Source organism: Pararhizobium arenae, assembly GCF_001931685.1.
GTDB classification, from domain to species: domain Bacteria; phylum Pseudomonadota; class Alphaproteobacteria; order Rhizobiales; family Rhizobiaceae; genus Pararhizobium; species Pararhizobium arenae.
In genome coordinates, this window is sequence record NZ_MOOY01000003.1 from 295,229 (window position 1) to 318,371 (window position 23,143).

Genomic DNA, 23,143 nt, shown 5'->3' on the forward strand with positions numbered 1-23,143 from the left:
ATTTACATTTTTTTTCCACGTTGATGGTATCGGTTGGGCTGAGCGCTTCGCATCGGGTGCCCGCTTTGGTGGCGGGCGCTGTTCATGTGAAGCTGCAGGGTCCGTCACATGAGGTGACTTCCGCGGTCTGCCGCTGAGAAGGCCGTATCCCGGTTTGTGAGCTGGGAGCGCCGGTGCAACCTTGTCGGAGCAATCCGATCCATCTTCGTCGAGGCAGATTTGAACCCCGTCTGGAATGAGCTTCTCGCCAACATGGCGATCGTCGCATTGTCTATTTCGATCTGGAGCAACATCCAGTTGCCGGAATCGAAGCATTCGCTGCTTATCCGGCGGGTTTTGTTGGGGGCGGTGATGGGCGCAGGCGCGGTCGGCGTCATGCTCATTCCGATCGAACTTCACGGTGGTTATTTCGTCGATCTGCGGCGTACGGTGATCGCCGTTTCCGGCCTCTTTGGCGGGCCGGTCTCCGTGCTCATCACGGCTTCCTTTGCCGCGCTCTACAGGTTTTATCTCGGCGGTGCGGGTTTTGCCATCGGACTGATGGGCATTGCATCGGCCATGCTGGTCGGCGTGGCGACATTCTACGTCCTGCGCGGCAACCGCCCGAGCCCGCTCACCATCGTCGGTTTCGCCATCCTTGTTGCCTTGACGGGCTCGATCAGTCTTTTTGCTCTGCCGACGGAGCGGTGGACCGCCGTCATGGCCGATATGCTGCTGCCCTCGATGATCCTTTCCTTCGTGACGACGTCCATGGCGGGCTTCGCGGTTTCCAACGAGCTGCGCCGCCGCGAGATCATGCGCGCCAATCATATCTACCGGACAGCGATCGAGTGTCTTCCGGATGCCGTGTCGGTCACGGACGTCGATGGCAACCTCATCATTGCCAACCCCGCTGCCGAGAAAGCCTCAAGGCCCGTTGCCGACGGTGCCGTCACCGGTTTCGGTGCCACCGAAAGGGCGGTTCTGCAAAGCGGCGAGGCCACGATCATCGAAGAAACACGAGCGATGGAGAACGACGATCGGCGCTGGTTCTCGACCTTGCTCGCCCCTCTCATCGATCGGCATGGCGACATCTCCGGTCTCATCACCCACAGCCGCGATATCACCGAGCGCAAGGCGCTCGAAGCGGCGTTGAACGAAAGCCAGAAGCGGGTGACCGCGGCCCTCACCAACATGGCCGACGGGCTGGTGATGTTCGACCGGGATCAGAAACTGGTTTTCTGCAATCAGAAATACCGCGAGATGTTCTCCCGCACTGCGGATCTGCGCGTTCCGGGCGCCTCGGCATCCTCCATTCTGTATGCCGCCGTGGCCCGGGGCGAGCTCGTCGGCATACCCCCGGATGCGGTTACGGAATGGGTGCGGGTCGCGGTCTCAAGCCTGCGAGACGCGGGCACGGTCCAGTTTCCCCTCTGGGACGGGCGGTGGATCGAGTCGCGCACCAGCCCTGCGGCCGATGGCACCTGCTTCGTGGTCTGTTCCGATATCACCAAGGCAAAGCAGGACGAAAAGACGCTGCGGGCGCTCAACGACCGGCTTGCCGAGCTTGCCGAGACGGACGGGTTGACCGGGCTTCTCAACCGGCGTGCCTTCGATGCGGCCCTGCGTGAGGAACTGCAGGCTCCGGATAGCGAAGAGCAGCCCTTGAGCCTTCTGTTTTTGGATGTGGACCGGTTCAAGGCCTACAACGACACGTATGGCCATCTTTCCGGCGATGCGTGCCTGCGCGAGATTGCGTCCTGCCTCAAGTCGCTCGATTACTCGCGTCCGCATCATGTCGCCCGCTATGGCGGCGAGGAACTGGCCGTCATCCTGCCGGGCAGCCGGGAAGAGGAGGCCGTCGCGCTGGCGCATGATCTTCGGCTTCGGATCAGGGCCTTGGATATCCAGCATGTGGCTAGCGAAAAGGGCATCGTTACCGCCAGCATCGGCGTCGCCACCCTGCCCAAGCGCGGCGGCGAGGCGGATGCCCGGCTTCTCGTCAAGCGCGCCGACGAGGCGCTGTACATGGCAAAGGCGGCCGGTCGCGACCTCGTGCGCGCATGGTCGCCGTCAAAGCCGCAGTTGATCGCCGTCGGCGGAAACCGGGATTGAGGCGGCCTCACTCCACCTCGAGCTGCCTCGTTTCCATCATGGCCCGGAACGCCGGACGCGACTGGCACTTTTCCAGCCACGCCTTCACAGCCGGGTATGTTTCAAACAGGGCTGTCTGTGACTGGGTGTAGCGAAACACTTCCGCGAGATTGAGGTCTGCGACGGTAAAGCGGTCGCCGATCACATAAGGGGTGTTTTCCAGCTGGGCGGCCAGCCGCGCGAACCCCTTGCCGAGAGCGGTCACGGCGGCGACGATCACGGCCTTGCCGTCCGGCGTCTCCTCAATGCCGTTGTCATAGGCAAGCACGATCTTGACCGCATGCGGCTCGATTTCCGTTGCCGCCCACATGGTCCAGTTGCCGATCAGGCCTTCTTCCGCGATCGTCTGCCCCGCAAGCGGGCCGCCATGCTTGCGGGCAAGATAAAGGTTGTTGACAAGCGATTCCGTGAGCACAAGGCCATCGTCCTCGATCGCCGGTATCAGCCCCATCGGGTTGACGGCCAGGAACTCCGGCGATCGGGTGTTGACCGGCGCGTCCGGGCTCGATGGATCGGCGAGGCGGCGGGCCTGGATCACGGGCACGGAGCGGAAGTCCAGGCCCAGTTCTCCGGCCATCCAGTAGTTGCGCGAGGCGCGGGAGCGATAAACGCCGTAGATCGTCAGCATGGTGTTCTCCTCTTCGGCAAAACGCCTGCGCGACGTGTTGCTGGATTGTTTTGTAGGAAAACCGTCTCCCGGCAGGAAGCCTGAGGCGCTGATGTCATTGATGAAATCTTGTGATGAAAACGTTCAGGCCAGCCTGTTGCCAAAGATCGTCAGGTGCGAGAAACGCTCGGCGCCCTCTGCCGCAAGATCGCCGGTCACCTTGTCGTTCCAGCGATAACCCAGCACAGCGCCGTCGCGAACTTCGCTGAAGACGTTGTCGGTGATGATGGCGGCTCCCGATTCTTCAACGACCGTGACCGCGCAGCCGCCTCCGGCCTTGCGGATGACATTGCCGCTTGCCACCACGTCGCGCATGTAAGGGCCCCAGCCAAGCATCAGCCCCCATTTTGGCGCGTTTTCGATGACGTTGCCCGAAACGACCGTATCGGCCTCGACGGCGATGCCGAACCCGAAGCCCGCGCCATCGTGGAAATACGGGCCCTTCTCGGAGAGATTGCGAACGATGTTGCCGGTGACCGTCGATAGCCGGCCGCCCTCGTTGAAGTTGCAGATGATGATGCCGTTCGCCGCCGCGTCGATTAGATTGTCGCTGACGATGGCGCCCTCAAAGCCGAATTCGGAATAGATCGCCGTCTCGCCCGAGCGCAGGCACTGGTTGCCGGTGATCTGCACATTCGTCGCGGCATTCGCCCGGATCGCGGAAAAGGCGCAGTCCGACACATGATTTGCGGAAACGATCACGCCGGCGGCGCGAAAGATGTTGATGCCGTTGCCGTTCTCACCCGTGCCGCCGTCACGGGCGCGGATGCCGGAAACGCGGTTGCCGGAAACGAGGGTGTTGTCGGCTCCCTTCTCCCAGCGGTGAACGAGAATGCCGCCATTGCCGCAATCGGCGATGCTGTTTCCGGTGATCGAAAGCCCCTCGCTGTCCACGGCCCAGATACCGGCATCGGCGGCGCCTGAGATGCCGCAGCCGGCAATCCGCCCGCCGCAGCGTTCGGCGTAAAGCCCGTGCCGGGCACTGTTGCGGATGCCGATGTTTTCGAGGGTAAGATCGCGCACCCCGCGCAGGTCGAGCGCCCCCTGGCCGTCGTCGCCGAGGGGGCCGCCGTCCGTCTCCAGAATGATGTCCCGCAGGGTGAGCCGCTCCAGCGCCTCGGCGAAGAGAAAACGGCTGTCCTGGCCGTCCTGGACAAGTCGCGTCGCCCCGGGAACTCCTGAAAGCACGGTTCCTTCGGGAAGCCGTATCCCCGAAATCCTGAAATCGCCGGCCGGCAGTTCCACCGGTCTGCGCTCGGATGCGGCCGCTTCCAGCAGTTGCGCGAAAACCCGGCTCTGGTTGCGTCGCTCGTCCGGCACGAGCCCGCCGATATCGCCGGCAGCATGGGCCGGCATCCGGCCTTGCAAGGCAAGGGCAGCCGGTGCGGCAGCAAGGGTCAGGAGGAGCGCTCGTCTTTTCATGGTGCACACGTAGCATGAACCGTGCCAGCCGCGCCTGTCTCGAAACGGCACATCCAGACCGCCCGGATTGGCAAAAGGCAGGCTGTAAGCTCTCTCGATTGCAACCCGGTTCTTTAGGGTCGGATAACCTATCGCTGCTAGTGTGCGAGAAGGAGACAAGGCCATGCCGGTTACAACGGCGCGCCGCCCCCGCTTTGGAGGCTTGCTTGACGAAGGAACTAGGCCGCTACCGAAAGGACAGCGGAGCGAAGATCGCCAGCAATGACGACACCCGACGCCTGCTTGCCGCAAGCCAGCGTCTGGTCGCCGAAATCGCCCGTTTGACCAGCACCGAAGCCGATATCGCCGATCGGTACGACTGGCTCGAAACCATGATCAATCACATCCCCGATTGCATCTATGCCAAGGACACCGAAGGGCGCTTCCTGATGGCAAACCAGGCGACGGTGACGGAAAACGGTTTTGCGTCGATGAGCGAGATCGTCGGCAAGACCGATTTCGACCTGCATGCGCCGGAGGCCGCACAAGGCTTTTTCGATGTCGAGCGCCGGGTGATGGAAACCGGCGAGCCGATGTTCGACATCGAGGAACTGGCCGTCATCGATAAGGGCAGCGAACGCTGGCTTGCTACATCCAAGGTGCCGCTGCGCAACAAGTCGGGCGTCACCATCGGCACGGTCGGCGTCTCGCGCGACATCACCCAGCAGAAGAAGGTCGAGCGCCTGCTTCTGGGGCAAGCAAAGCTTCTGGAGAAGATCGCCCAGAGCGTTTCCCTGCAGGCGTTTTTCAACGAGCTGCTGGCGCTGATCGAAGGGCATCTGCCGGGCATCATCGGCTCCGTGCTGCTGTTGTCGGAAGACGGCAAGCATCTGCTGACCGGGGCCGCTCCCGGCCTCGATCCGGGTTATTCCGCCGCAATCCATGGCGTCGAGATCGGTCCCAAGGTCGGGTCCTGCGGCACTGCGGCCTGGCGCGGCGAGCCCGTCTTCGTCAGCGACATCCTGTCCGATCCCTTGTGGGAGCAATATACCGAGCTGGTGCGTCCGTTCGGTTATCGCTCCTGCTGGTCGATGCCCATCTTCTCCTATCAGGGGCAGGTTCTCGGCACTTTCGCTCTTTATTCCCGCAAGGTTGGCGTGCCGAGCGAGGAGGAGCGGGAGCTCATCTCGATGGCGGCCCACCTGGCGGGCATCGCGATCGAGCGGCAAAAGGCCGAAGATCGCATTCACTTCATGGCGCATCATGATGCGCTGACCGGCCTTCCCAACCGGCTTCTGTTTGATGAGCGCGTGGCGCTGGCGCTTCAGAATGCGCGCAAAGCGAACCAGTGGGTGGCGCTTGCCTTCCTCGACCTCGACAATTTCAAGCTGATCAATGACAGCCTCGGGCACAAGGCCGGCGACGAGCTTCTGCGTATCGTTGCACGCCGGATGCAGGGCTGCGTGCGCAAGACGGATATGGTGGTGCGCGTCGGCGGCGACGAGTTCATTCTGCTTTTGACAGACCTGCCGGCGGAAAACGGCATCATCGTTCCCCGACTTGAGGAAATCCGCCGCGCGATCGCGGCGCCGCTCACCCTTGGCGGGCGCAGCCTGCAGGTCAGCTGCAGCATGGGTGTCGTCGGTTTTCCCGAACATGGCTCGAACGCGGAAGAGCTGCTGGCCAATGCCGATGCGGCGATGTACCGGGCAAAGGAACTCGGCCGCAACAACCTGCAGATATTCGATGCCGAAATGGCGGCCACCGCCCATGAGAAGCTGCGCCGTTACGAGGAGCTTCGCGAGGCCATCGTCCGCCAGGAGTTCGTGCTGCACTACCAGCCGCAGATGAACCTGCGCACCGGCAAGGTGTTTGCCGCAGAATCGCTCCTGCGCTGGGCGCATCCAGAGCGTGGCATCGTCGCACCCGGCGAGTTCATCCCGCTTGCCGAGGAAACCGGCCTCATCGTCGATATCGGCGACTGGACGCTCAATGCCGCCTGCCGCCAGAACAAGGCCTGGCAGGATGCCGGCCTGCCGCCCATCGTCATCAGCGTCAATGTCTCCGCCCGCCAGTTCCGCGAGCGTGACTGGGTTTGCCGGGTGGCCACAGCCCTGAAGGAAAGCGGGCTGGAGGCGCGTTATCTCGAGCTGGAGCTGACGGAAAGCCTGATCATGCAGGACGTGCCGCAAGCGATCGCCACCATGCACCAGCTTGAGGCGCTCGGCGTGCAGCTTGCGATCGACGATTTCGGCACCGGCTACTCCAGCCTTAGCGCGCTCAAGCGTTTTCCCGTCAAGCGACTGAAGATCGATCGGTCCTTCGTCATGGATATCCCCGCCGACGAAGACGACAAGGCGATCACCAGCGCCATCATCTCGCTGGCGCAGGAGCTCGGCATGCAGGTCATCGCAGAGGGCGTCGAAACGCAAGCGCAGGTCGAATTCCTGCGCGACAACGGCTGCAACGAAATCCAGGGGTATTTTTTCAGCCGACCCGTTCCAGCGGACGCCTTTGCCCGGCTGTTGTCCGAGGCATCGTAAGCCTGACGCAGTTTTGAACAATTTTGTGCGGCGCAAGCCTCAATCCAGTCGCATTTGCCATCTTTGTGGCATCGGCCGGTGTTGAATTCCGGTCTGACGGACATAGCTGTCTTGCCGACGTGCCCCACCGGCGCCCCAACCGGAATTAAGAGTTCATGACTGTTTCGCTTTCCCGCCGGAAATTCCTCAATCTTTCCGGACTTGCCGCCACTTCGGCCGTGCTTGCCGGCTGCACCTCCTCGATGAACACCGACCGTTTCCGCGAAGAAACGCGCCCCTATTTCCGCAATCCGGAGCTTGAAGGTCGCCCGCCGCTGACGGGGGACGAATATCTCGGGCGGGTCGGCGAGCCCGCGCCGAGCGGCCTGATGCCGGATACCTCGCGTTACGCAGCGATCTACGGACCGATGCAGGACGAGGGATATTCAATTCCGGCCGTGCCCTACCAGCAGATCGATTCCCGCTACTATCGTCAGCAGGTGGAAAACCCCTTCGGAGAGCGGCCCGGCACCATCATCGTCGATACCGGCGACCGGTTCCTCTATCTCATCCAGCGCGATGGCACCGCCATGCGCTACGGTGTCGGCATCGGTCGCGAAGGCTTTGCCTGGTCGGGCCGCGGCGTCATCCAGTGGAAGCAGAAATGGCCGCGCTGGAAGCCACCGAACGAGATGGTCGCGCGCCAGCCGCACCTGGAGCCGTATTCGATTGCCAATGGCGGCATGCCGCCGGGCCTCAACAACCCGCTCGGCGCGCGTGCGCTCTACATCTTCCAGAACGGCGAGGATACCCTCTACCGGCTTCATGGATCGCCGGAGTGGCAGTCGATTGGCAAGGCGGTCTCGTCCGGCTGCGTGCGCCTGATCAACCAGGACATCATCGACCTCTACGATCGCGTGCCGAACAAGACGCCGATTCTGGTGATTTGATGTTTGAAGGCGAGTAGCGAATAGAGAGTAGCGAATAGACTTTGACAGCCCTGTCGGCGCTGGCATCACCTTATTCGCTATTCGCTATTCGCTATTCGCTATTCGCTATTCGCTATTCGCTACCCCCCGGGCCTTCTCATCCTCATCCAGCAGTGACGCCATGATGCGCAGGTTCTCCGGCGTCAGCGGCTTCTCGAAGTAACTCTTCACGAAATTGTACCGCATTGCCCTCTCGCGGTCTGCCGCGAGGTGCGAACTCGTCAGCATCGCCACCACCGGCGCATGACGCTCGAACTCGATGGCGTAGCGGTCGAGAAACTCGAAGCCGTTCATGATCGGCATGTTGATATCGAGAATGATTGCGTCCGGCGTCGTCGTGTGAAGGACATCGAGGGCTTCACGGCCGTTCAGCGCTTTCAGAACCTTGATGTTCGGATCGAACTTGCGGATCGTGTAGCTGCAGATGAACAAATCTCCCTCGTCGTCATCGACGGTGAGTATCGAATTCAAGGTCATTTTCTGCTCCCGTCCGGCAATGTCACGGTAAACTGACTGCCTTTTTTTCTGCGATGAAAGGATACGCTGCCGCCGAGATGCTCGGCGCTCTTTTTCAGGATGTAGAGACCGAGACCGCTGCCATAGGCCTGCTGGGGATGAAAGCGGCGGAACATCTGGAACAGCTGCTGCTCGTCCTGCTCCTGAATGCCGAGACCGTTGTCGACGACGCTCAGCACGAACTCCCCGTTTTCCTTGCGCGCGAGGATGCGCACCTCCGGCCTATCTTCTCCGGGGTCGCGGTATTTGAGCGCGTTGGAGAGCAGGTTGTCGATGATGATCTGGAAGCGGCTCGCCTTCTTGTGGATCGTGAGCGCGGATGGCACATCGATATGGATGTGGGTTTTCTGCTCCGTATCGATGTAGCGCAGCCGCTCCACCGTATCGTTGACCACCTTGGCCACCGCGATCGGCGTTTCGGTCTCTTCCAGAACCTTGACGCGGGTCAGCAGGATGATGTTCTGGATCAGGCTGTCGAGCTTGCGGAAGCTCTTGTCGATGCGTTCGAGAACCGGCTTGAGATCCTTCGGGGAAACGCCGTCCTCGATCATGTCCTGGACGATGGCGATCATGCCGATCGAGGACGCGATCGGCGAGCGCAGGTCGTGGGAGGTGCGATAGGAAAACTCTTCGAGTTCCGCATTCGCCTCCAGGATCTGCCGCTCGTGGCGCTTGCGTTCGGAGATGTCGCGCACGATGCCGCTGTAGAGCACCTGATGGCCGAGATTGACCTTGGCCACCGACAGATCGAGCGGAAAGGTGCTGCCATCCTTGCGTCGCCCCTCGACCTCGCGTCCGATGCCGATGATCCTGGGCCTGCTGGTCCGGTGATAGTTGCGGATGTATTGATCATGCTCGTGCCGATAGGGTTCCGGCATCAGCATCTTGACGTTCTGCGACATCATCTCCGCCGCCTTGTAGCCGAATATCCTCTCGCAGGCGGGATTGACCGACAGGATCTTGCCCTGGTCGTCTATGGTGATGAAGCCGTCGACCGCCGTGTCGATGATGGCGGCAAACCGCATCTGGCTTTCCGAGAGATCGCGCGCCGCGGCGCGCTGGCGTTGCGCCGTTCTCAGCGCATAGAGAATGAGAAAGGCGTAGGCGATGCCGGAGAACAGCAGTATGGCGATGAGCGTGGAGCGGGCATTGCCGGCCTCGGACGCCGGAAGCTCCTCCGTGAACAGCGTTTCCTGCCGCATGAACTCAAAATAGGTCAGGAGCACGAGAAGCAGGTAGGTGGCGGCCGCGAGAAACGCCCCCATCATCGTGCGCTGGTAACCGAGATCTTCGGGGCGCGAGAAGATCAGGCCGATGGAAAGCGCCATGAAACTGATGGATGTCTGCGCCGACATGCGCGACAGCGGCAGCCAGTCCTGCGTCGTGGTGGCATTCAGCAGATGCCCGATCTGAGCACTGGCGGCGATCATGAAAACCAGTCCGGCAAACAGCAGGCGGATGTGGGAATTGCGGCCGATCCGCAGTGTCAGCAGGATCGAGGCATTGATCAGGATCAGACAGAAGGCGGTATTGGCGGCCATGCGCCCGGCAGGCGCGGTGCCGCTCTGCATGAACGGCGTGATCAGCAGACGATCGATGCCTAGATCGGTCTTAAGAAAATGCTGTATCAGTATGGCGACTGCAAAGGCCACGACCACGCCGGAGAGCAGCGCCGACCACCTGCTGTATGCCGAATGCATCAAGGCCAGTGACAGTCCGCTCAGCACGAAACAGATGCTCGTGTTGAACTGCATCACAAACATCATCGGAAATTGCGCCGCAAGTGCCGCGGGTTCGCTCAGCCAGAGGCCCATAACGGCGGCTCCCACGAGCATGCTGACACCGCCGGCGCATATGCTCAATGGCTCCCATGTCGCGTCGCTCTGCACCGGCCGCCTCTAGCAAGCGTGAATCGCTATTGTGAAGTTTAGCGCACCGGTTGCATATGGGAAGATCACAATTGACGTGAAGAATCAGAATGATTGCTGCGCCTCATCCAGCCGGTCGGTGAGATTGCGCAGCAGATCGCGCAGATTTTCCGCTTCTTCTCGGCTGCATCCGGTGGCGGCGCCGATCTGCATCAGAATCCCGAAGGCCTCCTTCTTCAAGGCCTTGCCGGATGGCGTGAGGCGGATGATGACCTGCCGTTCGTCCTGCTTGTCGCGGGTGCGGCTGATGTGCCCAGCCGCTTCCAGGCGCTTGAGGAGAGGCGAGAGCGTGCCGGAATCGAGGCCGAGTTCCTCGCCGATCGCCTTTACGGTCATTTCATCTGTCTGCCAAAGCGACAGAAGCACCAGATATTGCGGATAGGTCAGCCCGAAGCGCTCCAGCATGGGCTTGTAGGTTCGCGTAAAGGCATGGGCGGCAGAATAGATCGCAAAGCAAAGCTGCCTCTCCGGCGCCAGCATGGCGTCGTCGATTCCGGCCGGGGGTAGGGTTTCCTGTGCGTCCTTCATGATCGACATTATCGCAAAACAAAAAAATAATGCAATTTGCAAAATCATATTGCGCGCAATTTAATTTTGCGATATTTAAAAATCCATCGGCGGAGAAAATGCCTGCCGAGCCAGTTTCACGCCTTTCAGATCGAACCCAAGGAGACCATCATGCCCATTCTTTACACCACCAAGGCATCCGCTACTGGCGGTCGTGCTGGCCGCGCCGTCTCGGAAGATGGCGTTCTCGATGTAACGCTGACGGTTCCCAAGGAACTCGGCGGCGACGGTGCCCGCGGCACCAACCCCGAGCAGCTGTTTGCAGCCGGTTATTCCGCCTGCTTCCTCGGCGCGCTGAAGTTTGTCGCCGGCAAGGAAAAGGTAAAGATCTCAGAAGAAACGACGGTCACCGCGACCGTTGGCATCGGCCCGCGCGAAGACGGCACCGGTTTCGGCATCGAAGTCTCGCTCTCCGTCAATATTCCCGGCGTCGATCGCGAAACCGGTGAGAAGCTGGTGGCTGCAGCGCACATCGTCTGCCCCTACAGCCACGCCATGCGCACCTCGACCGAAGTCTCGGCGACACTCGCCTGATTTCACGTCTCAGGACGCGACCACAAGCCCCGGCCCGGAGAACCGCGCCGGGGTTTTCTTGTGATGCGGCGCCACTTTTGGCACGGGACCGGCGACTTCACAGAAGGTCATGCCAAAGGCGACATGGATGCCGTTTTAGGAGATGCTGAAGTTCTTGATCCGTGCCACTCTTTCGCCGGCAAGGGTGTGCCTGGGAGAGGGGGAGCATGTCCGATATCGACGTCGAACCGATGGATATCCTTGAGGCCATCAGCGGCATGCTGTCGGCAACGGCGGCGGATGCCTGCACGGCGATTTTCCGCAGCCTTCTCGATCGCTGCGGCATCGATACGTTTGCAGCCGGCGAAATCGATCTGCGCAATCGCGCCCGCGCGGTTTTTCATGTCATCGACTGGCCGGAGGACTGGCGGCGTTACTACTTCGCTTCCGGGCTGGTGAACCGCGATCCGCTGCTGGATGCGCTGGAAAACCGCGCAGGCCCATTCACATGGGTCGAGCTCCGCGCCGATCGCACCTTGCCCCGTCTTGGGACCGAAGCGCTGGACAAGGCGGCTGAGGCAGGCTGGATCGACGGTCTCGTCGTGCCCGTTCCGCGCGGCGGCCAGCGGGTCGGCATCATCAGCATCGTTGCCCGCCGCAGCCTCATCTCAGAGCGGCACAAGCTGCTGCTGCCGCCGCTCTGCATCTGTTTCCATGAACGCTTGCGTGGCCTGATCGCAGGCCATGCCCTGCCGGTCGCCCCGGCGGGCCTTACCGCCCGCGAGCTGGATTGCCTGCCGCTCGTTTCCAAGGGATTATCGGACCGGCAGATCGCCGCCGAACTGTCGATCTCGATCTCCACCGCGCACGAGCATGTTGAAAACGCCCGCAAGCGTTTCGAGGCGGCAACCCGCGCCGAGCTTGTCGCCGCCGCCGTTTCCCTGGGCGTGATCCATTTCTGATGGTGCGAAAACGGGTGTCGCGCACGCGCAACGCGCTTTGATTGTGTTTGCGAAAAATGCCGTTTTTTTATGCGCTACCCCTAAAATAGAGGGTATTGCTTCAGGCGGATGGTGCTAAGATTTTTCTGGGGTCCGGAGGATGTCGATCTGGTCACAAGGCAAACAAGCAATCCTCCCCGTATTTCAAATCTTTTCAAAACGATAGCTTAATGCTTCGGACTCCGCTCGCCTGCCGGTCGAATTTCGAGAGTCATGAGGGCTGCGACCACGGCGAGGGAGGAGAGACCAGGCCGGCGCACCGAGATGCGCCGGCGTCAGGCTGCTTCCATTTCAGGAATGGTTTCCAGCTCTTTGGCCAGCATCGGCGCCTGTATTTTCAGATCGTAGCTTGCCTGCATATTCAGCCAGAATTGAGGGGTCGTCCGAAAGAACCGCGCAAGGCGCAGGGCCGTATCCGGAGTGATGCCGGTCTGCTGGCTCGCAATCCGCTCGATACGAGTACGGGGAACCTTGAGAATTTTGGCGAGCGCGCCCGCGCTCATGCCAAGCGGCTCGAGATAGAGCTCCCGCAGGACCTCGCCAGGATGTATCGCCGGGCCGTTGTTAGCGGACATGATCTTTCCTCGGATTAGTGATAATCGACGATTTCGACGTTATCGGCACCATCATCTTTCCACACGAAGCAAATGCGCCACTGTTTGTTGATACGGATCGAGTGCTGACCAGCGCGATCTCCGGAGAGCTTTTCGAGCCGATTTCCGGGCGGCGATCTCAAGTCGTTCAAATCAACGGCTGCATCGAGTAGAGCAAGTAGTAGCTGGCTTCTGCGCACCAGATCTGGTGGAAATCCCTTTCTGACCGATCCGTCATTGATGGAAGCCGTAAACTTGTCGTTGAACGAGCGTATCATCTTTACTTCTTCTGTTGTGTATCATACGGTGATACGCAACTCTGTCAAGCCTACCATGATCCGGATTTGAAGGCGTTACCGCTTCAGGCTCCCCAGAATGCCGCGCACCAGGGCGCGTCCGAGCGAGTTTGCCATGCTGCGGGCCGCCGATTTCATGGCTGCTTCCACAACCGTTTCGCGCTGGCGGCCCGGGCTTGCCGAGCGGGGGCGGGGTGTGCCGCTGGTCGGCGCGCTGTCGTTGCCGAAGCCGGGCAGGGTCCAGATGCTGCCGCCGCCTGAGGATTGTTCGGCTGCTTCCTCTTCGGCTTTCTTTGCCTCTTCCACCTGCTGCGCGGCCTGGGCGGCCTTCTTCGCCAGCATTTCGTAGGCCGACTCGCGGTCGAAATCCTCGTCATAGAGCCCGGCGACGGGACTGATCTTCATCACATGGGCGCGCTCTTCCGTCGTTAGCGGGCCGACCCGGCTGGCCGGTGGGCGGATCAGCGTGCGCTCGACCATCGAAGGCGCACCCTTGCCTTCAAGCGTCGAGACCAGCGCCTCGCCTGTGCCGAGATTGGTGATGACGGTGGCGCAGTCGAATTCGGGGTTGGGGCGGAACGTGTCGGCCGCCGTCTTCACCGCCTTCTGCTCGCGTGGCGTATAGGCGCGCAGCGCATGCTGCACGCGGTTGCCGAGCTGCGCAAGCACGGTTTCCGGCACGTCGAGCGGGTTCTGCGTGACGAAATAGACGCCGACGCCCTTGGAGCGGATGAGGCGCACGACCTGTTCAACCCGCTCGATCAGCACCTTCGGCGCATCGTTGAACAGCAGATGGGCTTCGTCGAAGAAGAAGACGAGCTTCGGCTTGTCGGCATCGCCGACTTCCGGCAGCACTTCGAAGAGTTCGGACAGCATCCAGAGCAGGAAGGTGCCGTAGAGGCGCGGGTTCATCATAAGCTTGTCGGCGGCCAGCACCGAGATCGCGCCACGGCCGTCATTGGTGGTGCGCATGATGTCGGAAATCTTGAGCGCCGGCTCGCCGAAGAAATGCTCGGCGCCCTGCTGTTCCAGAATCAGAAGCTCGCGCTGGATCGAGCCGACCGAGGCCTTTGAGATGAAGCCGAACTGGTTGGACAGTTCCGACGCATTGTCACCCATGTAGGTGAGCAGCGACTGCAGGTCCTTCATGTCGAGGAGCGGCAGCCCGCCCTTGTCGGCGATCTTGAAGGCGATGTTCAGGACGCCCTCTTGCGCATCCGTCGCGTTCATCAGCCGCGACAGCAGCAGCGGGCCCATTTCCGACATGGTGGTGCGGACGCGGTGGCCCTTTTCGCCGTAGAGATCCCAGAAAATCACCGGGAATTCCTGGAAGTCGTAGGGTTCGAGGCCGATCTGCTGGGCGCGTTTCAGGAGGAAATCCTTGGGCTCGCCCATGGCGCCGATGCCGGAAAGGTCGCCCTTCACGTCGGCGCAAAACACCGGAACGCCGGCATTGGAAAAACCTTCGGCAAGGATCTGCAGCGTAATCGTCTTGCCGGTGCCGGTGGCGCCGGTGACGAGGCCATGGCGGTTGCCGAATTTCAGGTCGAGATATTCGGGCTTGTTGTTGGTATCGTCCGGCTTGCGGCTGGTGCCGATATAGAGTTTCCCGTCCTCGATCATCGCGGCCTTCTCCATGGTTCGGCGGCAGGCAACGAGCTTAAGGCCGTGCCGCAATCCTGTGTCGTCGGATAGTTATAGGAGGGGAAATTGCGGGCGGCAACTGGCGGATTCATCTTGGAAAAACGTCACCGGATTGCCATCACCGCATTGTATTTCCTGACGCATTGTAAATGGCGCCAAGCCATGAAACGATATCGGCAATGGCTGGGGACGAAGCGCTGAGAAGACGCTGACCGCCGCTTGAGTTTCGATTTCGAATAATTTACGTTCACGTACACGTCAAAATTAACGAGGAGATTTCACCATGAACGAACTGATCCAGCGCGTCGTCGACAATGTCGGCATCGACCCGGCAACCGCCGAAAAGGCGATCGGCATGATGCTCGGCTTCCTGCAGCGCGAAGCCGCCGACGGCCCGGTTGCCCGCATGATCGAAGCGATCCCCGGCGCGACCGAGATGGTTGCGAAATTCAACGGCGAAGGCTCGGGCGGCGGTGGGCTGCTCGGCGGTCTGCTGAGCGCCGTCGGCGCCGGCGGTGGCGTCATGGCGCTCGGCCAGCAGCTGATGAGCCAGGGTCTTGGCATGGGCGAGATCACCTCGCTCGCCAAGGAAACCATCGGCTATGCCAAGGAGCATGCCGGCGAGGAAACCGTCGACGAAGTCGTCAACTCGGTTCCGGGCCTCAGCCAGTTCGTCTGATCCCATCGCTTTGAAATGAAAACGGCGGCCCCGGGTTCCAGGGCCGCCGTTTGCGTTTGTCGAGATGTCACTCGGGCTTGGCGGAGCCGATACCCTCGAGTTCGGCGACGGTTTCCGCCGACAGCGTGATATCGGCAACCGCCAGATTCTCCCGGAGATGGGCGCGCGACGAGGTGCCGGGGATCAGCAGGATGTTCGGGGCACGCTGCAGGAGCCAGGCAAGCGCCACCTGCATCGGCGTCGCGCCGAGTTTTGCCGCGACATCCGAGAGCGTCGAGGACTGCAGCGGCGAGAAACCGCCGAGCGGGAAGAACGGCACATAGGGCGTGCCGGCAGCCGCCAGCTCCTCGATCAGCGGATCATCCGCACGATGCGCGAGATTGTAGAGGTTCTGCACGCAGACGATGTCGGTGATCTTGCGCCCATCGGCTACCTGCTTCGAGGTGACGTTCGAAAGGCCGATGTGCTTGATCAGGCCTTGGCGCTGCAGATCGGCGAGCACGCTCAACGGTTCTTCCAGCGAGCCTTCCTCCGGTCCGTACGTTCCGTGCATCGAGCGCAGGTTCACCACCTCGATCACATCGAGGCCGAGATTCCGGAGATTGTCGTGGATCGCCTGCGTCAAGGCTTCCTTCGAGAAAGCCGGGTTCCAGGAGGCATCCTCGCCCCTGACGGCACCGACCTTGGTGACGATGACGAGATCGTCCTTGTAGGGATGCAACGCTTCTTTGATAATCTGGTTGGTGACATGCGGACCGTAGAAATCGCTGGTATCGATGTGATCGACGCCGCTTTCAATGGCTTCGCGCAGCACCGCGACAGCCTCGGCGCGATCCTTCGGCGGGCCGAAGACACCCTTGCCGGCAAGCTGCATGGCGCCGTAGCCGAGACGTTTGACGGTACGGTCGCCGAGCGTGTAAGTGCCGGATTTTTCTAGATTGGACGTTTGCATACTGGACATGGGATTTACCTCCGTTTCAGGACATGAGGTAAGATAGCTCGATTATTGTTTTCGATAATCGGGATGGAGCCGCATGGGTTGTTCGCTTTTCTGCACAATCATCAAGCCCGATCCGTGCGCGGCGGATGTGTCAGCTCCGACGCGAAAAAGCGAACAGCGCGGTAAAAGCGAGCAGCGCCGCGCCGACGCAGAGCGGGCCTGCTGCGGGGCCGCCGGCCGCCATGATGCTGCCGGTGAGGCCGGAACCTGCGCCGCTGCCGATGGCATAGGCGAGGGAATAGGCGGCGCTGCCGGCGACCAGCATGCCGCCGCGAAAGGTTTCGCCGAGCATCGTCAAGGCGCAGGTGTAGAGCGAGAATGCGGCTCCACCCATCAGCGCATAGTCGATCAGGATCAGCACCGGATGCTCGATGAAGGGAATGGCAAGAAAGCCGAGGGCGGCGGTGAGCGAGGCAGCGATCGCCACGCCATGGCGCGGCAGACGGTCGAGCGCCAACCCGATGAACGGCTGCGCCAAAGCCGTCGGCAGGGCGAGGATCGTGACGCTCAGGGCCGCAAAGGCTTCGCTGTGGCCCATCTTGACGAAATAGACGGGCATGGCGGAGATCGCGGCGATATCGGCGAAGCCGAAGGCAAAGACCATCAGAATCAGCAGCGGTGCCGCCTTGAAGAAGCGGAAGAGATCGCGCGTCGAGGAAGGCTCCGGCGTCGTGCGGGTGGAAAACATCAGCATGGCCGTCGCGAAGGCAACGATCGCCAGGTAGATCGCCGAGATGGCAAAGCCGAAGCCGCTCTCGCTGCCGAGCAGCGGGATCGCCAACGGCCCTGCGGCAAAGCCGGCGCACATGCCAGCGCCGTATATTCCTGAAATCCGGCCACGCAACCGATCCGGGCAGGCGGCATTCAGCCATGCCTCGCCGATCATGAAGATCATGCTGGCGAAGTAGCCAAGCAGAAAGCGGGCGAGGAACCAGGTGGCGAGCGAGGACGTCGCCGCAAAGGTGGCCAGGCAGAGCGAGCAACCGATCAGGCTCGCGATGATCAGCCGGTCCGCACGGAAACGGGCCGTGAGCGCGCCAAGCGTCAGCGTTGCGGCTCCGAGCCCGATGGCAAAGCCGACAGCATTGAGCCCGATCAGCGTGGTGGAGATGCCGCGCGCCTCAAGCGTCAGCGAGATCAGCGGATAGGTGAGCCCCTGCGCCACCGAAAAGGCCGTAACGCCGAGAACGACTGCGGCAATCGCCGACCAGTCCGGCATGGTGATTTCGGTGTGGCCTGCCGACTGCATAGGGTTCGATCTCGCGTGTGTTCGCGGTCTCTTACAGCAAAACTGGCGGGTGGGATATGGTGAGCAGCACGTGTCGGCCGGCAGGCGCGCGATTAGACTTTTGAGCAATAACCCAGCGGCTTGGCAGATGCCATCGACTCTTATAAGGATTCATTCGAATCCTCTAAAATGTTAGTCGGGAGGCTAATTTGCGTATTGTGTTCGAGCTCGCCAGCGATCCGGATGGTGCAATCTATGTCGTGGATGTCAAGACCGTGGACGACAAGATGCTGGTGAGCGACTATCGCGGCGCGCTGCGATCTTTCCCGATCAGCGATGTTCGCGGCGCAACGACCGTTTCGGGCCGACCCTTTTCCCTACGACCCTACGACGTGGAAAAAGTAAAGGTGGCCGGCTGAAGCTTGGTCGCGAAGCTCCCCACGGTTCTTAAAACTGACAGGCGTTGAAAGCGAATCTTGCGGGGATCAACGGCTGGAAATCACGCCGATCTTGCAGCTTTAACCAGCCCGGAGGAGGTCATCGTCCGGTTCCTGCCGCTTGCCTTTGCCTCCAGCAGGGCGGCATCGGCGCGGGTGAGCAGCGTTGCCGCCGGCCCGTTGAGCGGTGCTTCCGCCACCCCGATCGAAACGCTGACCGTACCGAGCATCCGACCGCGATGGCTGAGCGGCGCGGAGGCGATACGCTCGCGCAGACGTTCGGCGCATTCGAAGGCCGGCGTTTCCTGCATGCCCGGCAGGAGAATGGTGAATTCCTCGCCGCCGAAGCGATAGACGGCGCCGCGTGTGTCTGTCGTATCCAGCATGATCTTCGCGACATGCTGCATCACGACATCGCCGGCGTCGTGACCGAACTCGTCGTTGAAGCGCTTGAAGTGGTCGATATCGATCATCAGCACGGAGAGAGTTCCGTCCTCGCGGCCATGACGGTTCAAGGCTTCGTCAAGGCAGCGGCGGTTCAGCAAACCGGTCAGCGCATCGCGAAGCGCCAGGGTGGTCAGCCGTTCGCGCAGCCGCAGATTGGCGAGCGCGAGGCCGATATTTTCGGCGATCAGCTCCAGATAGAGTCGCGAGGCCTCTATGGCCGGTGCGTTGCCCTCCCTCTCTTCGAAGTAGAGCAGGCCGACCGTATCGCCCTGCGCCGTCAGCGGCACGCAAAGCCCGGCGGTTTCGCTTTCTTCCAGATGCTGGCAGATCACATCGCTGTGGCCGCGGTTGCTGATGTGCGGCCGCCCGCGCCGCAGCGCCCAGCAAGCGCTCGCCTCGAAACCGGGCGCGGAATGGTGCGGCTCGTGCCATGTGCCGACCAGCGCCAGCGCCGTGTGGCTGTCGTTCTGCACATAGAGATGGCCTGCGAGATGGGGAAAAATCTGCGGCGCGAAGCGCGAGACGACTTCGGCAAGTTCGGCTTGCGCCTGGCAGGCCTGCAGGCGGTGCATCATCTGCAGAATAAGGTCCTTGGTCTGCTGGTCGAGGCGGCGTTCGGCATCCAGCCGATCGCGCTCCAGCCCGTTGTCGCGAAAGATCTGGATGGCTTCGTTCATCTCGCCGATCTCGTCGCGGCGCGGGTCGTTCGGCACTTCGACCAGATAATCCTGCTTGGCAAGGCGCGTGACGATGCCGGTCATGCGCGTCAACGGAGCGGCGACCCGGCGTTTCAGCACGAAATAGAGAACGCCGAGAAACAAGGCGGCGGTCAGCGCGAGCATGGTCTTGGCGGCGATACCCCACCAGTCGGCCTGCAGTTTTGCAGCATCGAGCGCGGCGCTGGTGCGGGTGTCTGCAAGAGCGCGAAAGCGCGTCACGGTTTCGAGAAGGGCTGTCTGCTGGCGCTCGTGCTCGGGGCCGAAGAGCGCCGCCTGGGCGCCCGCGCGGTCGCCTGCCTGATAGGCCGCAATCGCCTCGACTTCGATCTTGTCCAGCGCCTCGGCATGGGCTTCGACTTCCGCAAGGGCGGCGAGCTCGGCAGGCGAGGCTTCGAGCGCACGCACGCCGCGTATTGCCGCCTGATGGTGGCGTTCTTCGTCTTCCCGAACATGGAAGGCCTGAAGGTGACGCTCTTCACCGCGCATCACGTAGAGTCGCGCTTCGTCGGAGCGCAGTTCCGCCCCTAGCGCCAAATCCTCGCCAAGCCGGTCCAGCGCCAGATGTTCCTCGACGGCAATCCGCTCCCGCTCGGCGCTGCGGGCCGAGAGGATGAAGGCACCACCCGAAAGAACGGTCAGCAGCACCGTAATCCCATAGGCCCAGTTGGTGATCGTGCTTATCCGCATGCGGCTCGAATATCCCTTGCTGGATTGCTTTTACCAAGTCACCGGTCTTGGCTCCATCCCGAATAGTACGGGGTCCGGGACAGGTTGCGTTATCGGCCACCATTGACGAGGGCAAGGATCAACTGGTGCACATTGCCGCCCGCATTGAGCTCCACGCGATCGAAGTCGCGGTTCTTTGCCTGGCGGGCCTGGGAGATAGGCCCGAGGATTTCGACCATGCGATTGCGGATCTTGCGGCAGCCTGGGTCGTTCTCGACGGTCAGGCCAACGGTCTGGCGCTCGATCTCATGCACCATGTCGATCAGGATCTGGCCATGCACTTTTTCATGGGCGGCGACGCCCGATGCGAAGCTTTCCCAGAGCGTACGGGTGGCGCCAACCAGTTTCTGCGTTGGCTTCGGCAGTTTATAGGTGATGATCAGCTTGGGCCGGGCCGAGGCGAGTACGCATGCGCTGCCGCGTTGCTGGTAGTCCCGCCTCCAGGTCAGCTTGAAATCGGTATAGGCGATGGTGCGCATGCCGTTGCCGATCTCCGGCCCCCGCTCGCCGATGGAGGCGTAAAGCTCGGGACCCGTCGTGCCGCTGATCTGGTAAAAGCTGTTTTGCTCGACCGGCTGCCAGTCGCTGGCATGAGCGGAAAGGGCCGGCAAGAGCAGGAAGAGAGCCACTGCAAGGCGTTTGAGCACAGATGTCCCCGGTCGTCGGTCACGATCCGCGGACCCTACTTCATAATCTGTGGCGCTGGTATGGCTTTTGAGGGGTTATGCAGCCCTTTTGGCGCGGTATTACGCCGTCGGCAGGGCTTGCCGGCGCTCTTCGTCAGAGAGCGCCTGCCGCGTCCGGAAGCTTATTCCTCTTCCTCTTGGAGCCGAAGAACTTCCGTCAGTCCAAGCCGGACCATCTGGCCGGCGATAAAGGAATTGGCATGTTCTTCCAGGCCGAATTCCCGCTCTCCGGCGAGGTCTCCATTTTCAACAATACGCACGAGCCACTTGTCCTGCGCAGTAATCAGGCTGATCGAATTGGGAGCCATAACTTCCTGCCTTCGTTTGGGGCGGAAGCTTTTCAAGACTTTCAGCGATAGCGCCCTGTTCAATGGCTACCGATAAGGAAATTATAATCGGCGCGATCTGCCAAGTCGATTATCATATGTTAATGCCGTGGCTACAATTCGCGTTCCAGCGGCCATGTCCTTGTTCACGCCGGACTTTTTCACACGGCATGGTGGTTTTCATGCCGCGAACGCTCGCCCGCGGCATGCGCAATTAAGGCATTTATCAGGCAGCCTTGTCCCAGACGGGTGCCAACCCCTGCGGGTTGACGATGCGGCCGTCGGGCCGGGCGAGGCCATGAATTGCCTTCATCTCATCCGCCGTCAGGTGAAAATCGAAGATATCGAAATTCTCCTTGAGGCGGCTTGCCGTCGAGGTCTTGGAAAGTGCCACCACGCCGTGCTGCTGGATGAGCCAGCGCAACACCACCTGCGCGGCCGTCTTGCCATGGCGGCTGCCGATGTCGTTCAGAAGCGGGTCCTTCGGCACCTTGCCATCGGCCATCGCATAATAGGCGGTGATCGACATGCCGAGACGCTCTGCATCCTCCAGCACCTTCAGCTGGTCGAGATAGGGGTGATATTCGACCTGGTTGGTGACGAGCGGTGCCTTGGAAAGCTTGGCCGCTTCGTCCATCTGGTGGGTGTTGAAGTTGCTGATGCCGATATGGCGGACCTTGCCGGCCTCAACAGCGGCGTTCAGTCCCTCGATCCGCTCGGCCATCGGCACCGGGCTGCCCGGCCAGTGGAGAAGCAGCAGATCGACATAGTCGGTCTTCAGCTTGCGCAGGCTCTCATCGACGGATGCCGCGAAGCTGTCGCGACCGTATTCGACCGGGCGGTTGTGGGGTAAGATGGGACAAAAAGCTGATGGGTCAAGCCGGTTGGCAGATCGCTTGCGGCTTGCGGTCTAGCGCCTGGCTCAGAAGCGTGAGCGCAAGCGCGCCGGCCACGAGCAGGCCACCCACCCACGGCGTTGCCTGCAAGCCCAGCGGGGAGGCGACGACCAGACCGCCGATCCACGCACCCGCCGCAATGCCGAGATTGAAGGCGGCAATGTTGAGCGCCGAGGCGACATCGACGGCGCCCGGGCGATGCTGCTTGGCGAGCTGCACGACATAAAGCTGTAAGCCGGGCACGTTGGCAAAGGACAGGAAGCCGAGGGCTGCCAGTGTGACCAGCGCCGGAATGGTCGAGATCGCGGTGAACGAGAACAGCACGAGCACCAGAGCCTGTGCTGCAAACAGCCATCCGAGCGCCTTCACCGGATTGCGGTCGGCAAGCCGGCCGCCGAGGATATTGCCGGCGGCGATCGCAAGGCCATAGAGCACCAGCACGAGGCTGACGGACGAGGCGGCGAAGCCGGTCACTTCCTGCAGCATCGGGGCAAGGAAGGTGAAGGTGACGAAGGTGCCGCCATAGCCGAGCGCTGTCATGGCAAAGACGATCAGCAGGCGGCCGCTGCCCAGAACGCGCACCTGATCCATGAGGCTTGCCGGTGCGGCCTTGGAAAGGGTCGCGGGCAGGAGGGCGGCAATGCCGGCAAAGGCGATGACGCCGAGACCGGCAACGGCGAAGAAGGTCGCACGCCAGCCAAAGCTCTGGCCGATGAAGGTACCGAGCGGAACGCCGGTGACGATGGCAACCGTCAGGCCCATGAACATCATGGCAATCGCTGAGGCGCGACGGTTTTCCGGCACCAGATCGGCGGCGATGGTCGCGCCGACGGAGAAGAACACGCCATGGGCAAAGGCCGACAGCACGCGGGCGACGAGCAGAAGCTCATAACTCGGCGAGAAGGCCGCCATGGTGTTGCCGGCGATGAACAGCGCCATCAGGCCGAGCAGAAGCGGCTTGCGCTCGATCCGGCCGGTGAGCGCGGTGAGGATAGGAGCGCCAAACGTGACGCCGAGCGCATAGATGGACACGATCAGGCCGGCGAGGGGCAGGGTGATGTGAAGGTCGGTTGCGACCGTCGGCAGCAGGCCGACAATGACGAACTCGGTGGTGCCGATCGCGTAGGCCGAGATCGTGAGCGCAAAGAGGGCAAGGGGCATGGGACACCTTTTCGCCCGGCCAAGGCGGGCGGCTGGGAGCGCTCTGACTGGGAGCATCAGAACGCCGG

General features: G+C 61.7%; 22 protein-coding genes. 7 read left to right on the forward strand and 15 right to left on the reverse strand.

Translation table 11 applies throughout. The features are described 5' to 3' along the window. Positions 1 to 219: 219 nt before the first annotated feature. Positions 220 to 2,094, forward strand: coding sequence for a diguanylate cyclase (locus tag BLX89_RS07965; RefSeq protein ID WP_143523547.1), 1,875 nt, complete (start codon positions 220 to 222; stop codon positions 2,092 to 2,094). A 7-nt stretch (positions 2,095 to 2,101) separates the two neighbouring features. Here the strand turns inward: BLX89_RS07965 and BLX89_RS07970 are convergent, their stop codons facing one another. Next, positions 2,102 to 2,761, reverse strand: coding sequence for a glutathione S-transferase family protein (locus tag BLX89_RS07970; RefSeq protein ID WP_075290123.1), 660 nt, complete (start codon positions 2,759 to 2,761; stop codon positions 2,102 to 2,104). Positions 2,762 to 2,884: 123 nt separating this feature from the next. After that, positions 2,885 to 4,222, reverse strand: a complete 1,338-nt coding sequence (locus BLX89_RS07975; RefSeq protein WP_075290124.1) for a TIGR03808 family TAT-translocated repetitive protein — start codon at positions 4,220 to 4,222, stop codon at positions 2,885 to 2,887. Between the two features lie 206 nt (positions 4,223 to 4,428). Here BLX89_RS07975 and BLX89_RS07980 point away from each other — a divergent pair, with 206 nt between their 5' ends. Continuing rightward, positions 4,429 to 6,744: a sensor domain-containing protein gene (locus BLX89_RS07980; protein WP_075290125.1), complete on the forward strand. Its 2,316-nt coding sequence runs from the start codon at positions 4,429 to 4,431 to the stop codon at positions 6,742 to 6,744. Between the two features lie 155 nt (positions 6,745 to 6,899). Further along, complete coding sequence (locus tag BLX89_RS07985; protein ID WP_075290126.1) at positions 6,900 to 7,673, forward strand: L,D-transpeptidase; 774 nt, start codon at positions 6,900 to 6,902, stop codon at positions 7,671 to 7,673. Positions 7,674 to 7,778: 105 nt separating this feature from the next. Here BLX89_RS07985 and BLX89_RS07990 read toward each other — a convergent pair whose 3' ends face one another. The 3 genes from BLX89_RS07990 to BLX89_RS08000 form a co-directional block, all read right to left on the reverse strand. Next, entirely contained in the window at positions 7,779 to 8,189 is a 411-nt protein-coding gene (locus BLX89_RS07990; RefSeq protein ID WP_075290127.1) for a response regulator, read from the reverse strand. Then, complete coding sequence (locus BLX89_RS07995; RefSeq protein WP_083637379.1) at positions 8,186 to 10,063, reverse strand: sensor histidine kinase; 1,878 nt, start codon at positions 10,061 to 10,063, stop codon at positions 8,186 to 8,188. Before BLX89_RS07995 ends, BLX89_RS07990 begins: the two co-directional genes overlap by 4 nt. A gap of 138 nt (positions 10,064 to 10,201) precedes the next feature. Then, positions 10,202 to 10,684, reverse strand: a complete 483-nt coding sequence (locus BLX89_RS08000; protein WP_425348599.1) for a MarR family winged helix-turn-helix transcriptional regulator — start codon at positions 10,682 to 10,684, stop codon at positions 10,202 to 10,204. 150 nt (positions 10,685 to 10,834) lie between these two features. Between BLX89_RS08000 and BLX89_RS08005 the strand changes: the two genes are divergently transcribed. Continuing rightward, on the forward strand, positions 10,835 to 11,257 hold the full coding sequence (locus BLX89_RS08005) for an organic hydroperoxide resistance protein (RefSeq protein WP_075290129.1): 423 nt from the start codon (positions 10,835 to 10,837) through the stop codon (positions 11,255 to 11,257). A 206-nt stretch (positions 11,258 to 11,463) separates the two neighbouring features. Next, complete coding sequence (locus BLX89_RS08010; protein ID WP_075290130.1) at positions 11,464 to 12,198, forward strand: helix-turn-helix transcriptional regulator; 735 nt, start codon at positions 11,464 to 11,466, stop codon at positions 12,196 to 12,198. A gap of 314 nt (positions 12,199 to 12,512) precedes the next feature. On the opposite strand, the gene BLX89_RS08015 is transcribed toward BLX89_RS08010, so the two are convergent. The 3 genes from BLX89_RS08015 to BLX89_RS08025 all read right to left on the reverse strand — a co-directional run bounded on the left by BLX89_RS08015 (position 12,513) and on the right by BLX89_RS08025 (position 14,749). Next, the gene (locus tag BLX89_RS08015) at positions 12,513 to 12,812 is read right to left on the reverse strand and encodes a HigA family addiction module antitoxin (RefSeq protein ID WP_075290131.1); all 300 of its coding nucleotides are present in this window, start codon (positions 12,810 to 12,812) and stop codon (positions 12,513 to 12,515) included. A 14-nt stretch (positions 12,813 to 12,826) separates the two neighbouring features. Continuing rightward, a complete protein-coding gene (locus BLX89_RS08020) occupies positions 12,827 to 13,108 on the reverse strand; it encodes a type II toxin-antitoxin system RelE/ParE family toxin (protein WP_075290132.1) in 282 nt (93 codons plus the stop codon). Between the two features lie 75 nt (positions 13,109 to 13,183). After that, a complete protein-coding gene (locus BLX89_RS08025; protein ID WP_075290133.1) occupies positions 13,184 to 14,749 on the reverse strand; it encodes a helicase HerA-like C-terminal domain-containing protein in 1,566 nt (521 codons plus the stop codon). 304 nt (positions 14,750 to 15,053) lie between these two features. On the opposite strand from BLX89_RS08025, the gene BLX89_RS08030 reads away from it, so the two are divergent. Continuing rightward, positions 15,054 to 15,449 (forward strand): DUF2780 domain-containing protein, encoded by a 396-nt coding sequence (locus BLX89_RS08030; RefSeq protein WP_075290134.1) that lies wholly within the window; start codon positions 15,054 to 15,056, stop codon positions 15,447 to 15,449. A 67-nt stretch (positions 15,450 to 15,516) separates the two neighbouring features. Here BLX89_RS08030 and BLX89_RS08035 read toward each other — a convergent pair whose 3' ends face one another. Beyond that, entirely contained in the window at positions 15,517 to 16,401 is an 885-nt protein-coding gene (locus tag BLX89_RS08035) for an aldo/keto reductase family oxidoreductase (protein ID WP_075290135.1), read from the reverse strand. Positions 16,402 to 16,540: 139 nt separating this feature from the next. Further along, on the reverse strand, positions 16,541 to 17,698 hold the full coding sequence (locus tag BLX89_RS08040) for an MFS transporter (RefSeq protein ID WP_075290136.1): 1,158 nt from the start codon (positions 17,696 to 17,698) through the stop codon (positions 16,541 to 16,543). Positions 17,699 to 17,886: 188 nt separating this feature from the next. Between BLX89_RS08040 and BLX89_RS08045 the strand changes: the two genes are divergently transcribed. Next, positions 17,887 to 18,096, forward strand: a complete 210-nt coding sequence (locus tag BLX89_RS08045) for a hypothetical protein (protein WP_075290137.1) — start codon at positions 17,887 to 17,889, stop codon at positions 18,094 to 18,096. Between the two features lie 80 nt (positions 18,097 to 18,176). On the opposite strand, the gene BLX89_RS08050 is transcribed toward BLX89_RS08045, so the two are convergent. The 5 genes from BLX89_RS08050 to BLX89_RS08070 form a co-directional block, all read right to left on the reverse strand. Beyond that, the gene (locus tag BLX89_RS08050) at positions 18,177 to 19,967 is read right to left on the reverse strand and encodes a sensor domain-containing diguanylate cyclase (RefSeq protein WP_075290138.1); all 1,791 of its coding nucleotides are present in this window, start codon (positions 19,965 to 19,967) and stop codon (positions 18,177 to 18,179) included. 89 nt (positions 19,968 to 20,056) lie between these two features. Continuing rightward, a complete protein-coding gene (locus BLX89_RS08055; protein ID WP_075290139.1) occupies positions 20,057 to 20,653 on the reverse strand; it encodes a DUF922 domain-containing Zn-dependent protease in 597 nt (198 codons plus the stop codon). Positions 20,654 to 20,814: 161 nt separating this feature from the next. Further along, positions 20,815 to 21,000, reverse strand: coding sequence for a hypothetical protein (locus BLX89_RS08060; protein WP_075290140.1), 186 nt, complete (start codon positions 20,998 to 21,000; stop codon positions 20,815 to 20,817). Positions 21,001 to 21,244: 244 nt separating this feature from the next. Beyond that, positions 21,245 to 21,874 carry an aldo/keto reductase gene (locus BLX89_RS08065; RefSeq protein WP_280950573.1) on the reverse strand — a complete coding sequence of 210 codons (630 nt, stop codon included), beginning with the start codon at positions 21,872 to 21,874 and terminating at the stop codon, positions 21,245 to 21,247. 19 nt (positions 21,875 to 21,893) lie between these two features. Continuing rightward, on the reverse strand, positions 21,894 to 23,075 hold the full coding sequence (locus BLX89_RS08070; protein WP_075290141.1) for an MFS transporter: 1,182 nt from the start codon (positions 23,073 to 23,075) through the stop codon (positions 21,894 to 21,896). Positions 23,076 to 23,143 lie beyond the last annotated feature (68 nt).

Bases quoted from the DNA above. Each gene is read 5' to 3' on its own strand.
- BLX89_RS08025 (WP_075290133.1), bottom strand. From the start codon at position 14,749: ATGATCGAGGACGGGAAACTCTATATCGGCACCAGCCGCAAGCCGGAC.
- BLX89_RS07970 (WP_075290123.1), bottom strand. From the start codon at position 2,761: ATGCTGACGATCTACGGCGTTTATCGCTCCCGCGCCTCGCGCAACTAC.
- BLX89_RS08035 (WP_075290135.1), bottom strand. From the start codon at position 16,401: ATGCAAACGTCCAATCTAGAAAAATCCGGCACTTACACGCTCGGCGAC.
- BLX89_RS08040 (WP_075290136.1), bottom strand. From the start codon at position 17,698: ATGCAGTCGGCAGGCCACACCGAAATCACCATGCCGGACTGGTCGGCG.
- BLX89_RS08015 (WP_075290131.1), bottom strand. From the start codon at position 12,812: ATGTCCGCTAACAACGGCCCGGCGATACATCCTGGCGAGGTCCTGCGG.
- BLX89_RS07990 (WP_075290127.1), bottom strand. From the start codon at position 8,189: ATGACCTTGAATTCGATACTCACCGTCGATGACGACGAGGGAGATTTG.
- BLX89_RS08000 (WP_425348599.1), bottom strand. From the start codon at position 10,684: ATGAAGGACGCACAGGAAACCCTACCCCCGGCCGGAATCGACGACGCC.
- BLX89_RS08050 (WP_075290138.1), bottom strand. From the start codon at position 19,967: ATGCGGATAAGCACGATCACCAACTGGGCCTATGGGATTACGGTGCTG.
- BLX89_RS08030 (WP_075290134.1), top strand. From the start codon at position 15,054: ATGAACGAACTGATCCAGCGCGTCGTCGACAATGTCGGCATCGACCCG.
- BLX89_RS08005 (WP_075290129.1), top strand. From the start codon at position 10,835: ATGCCCATTCTTTACACCACCAAGGCATCCGCTACTGGCGGTCGTGCT.
- BLX89_RS08010 (WP_075290130.1), top strand. From the start codon at position 11,464: ATGTCCGATATCGACGTCGAACCGATGGATATCCTTGAGGCCATCAGC.
- BLX89_RS07995 (WP_083637379.1), bottom strand. From the start codon at position 10,063: ATGCTCGTGGGAGCCGCCGTTATGGGCCTCTGGCTGAGCGAACCCGCG.
- BLX89_RS08060 (WP_075290140.1), bottom strand. From the start codon at position 21,000: ATGGCTCCCAATTCGATCAGCCTGATTACTGCGCAGGACAAGTGGCTC.
- BLX89_RS07975 (WP_075290124.1), bottom strand. From the start codon at position 4,222: ATGAAAAGACGAGCGCTCCTCCTGACCCTTGCTGCCGCACCGGCTGCC.
- BLX89_RS07985 (WP_075290126.1), top strand. From the start codon at position 6,900: ATGACTGTTTCGCTTTCCCGCCGGAAATTCCTCAATCTTTCCGGACTT.
- BLX89_RS08020 (WP_075290132.1), bottom strand. From the start codon at position 13,108: ATGATACGCTCGTTCAACGACAAGTTTACGGCTTCCATCAATGACGGA.
- BLX89_RS08070 (WP_075290141.1), bottom strand. From the start codon at position 23,075: ATGCCCCTTGCCCTCTTTGCGCTCACGATCTCGGCCTACGCGATCGGC.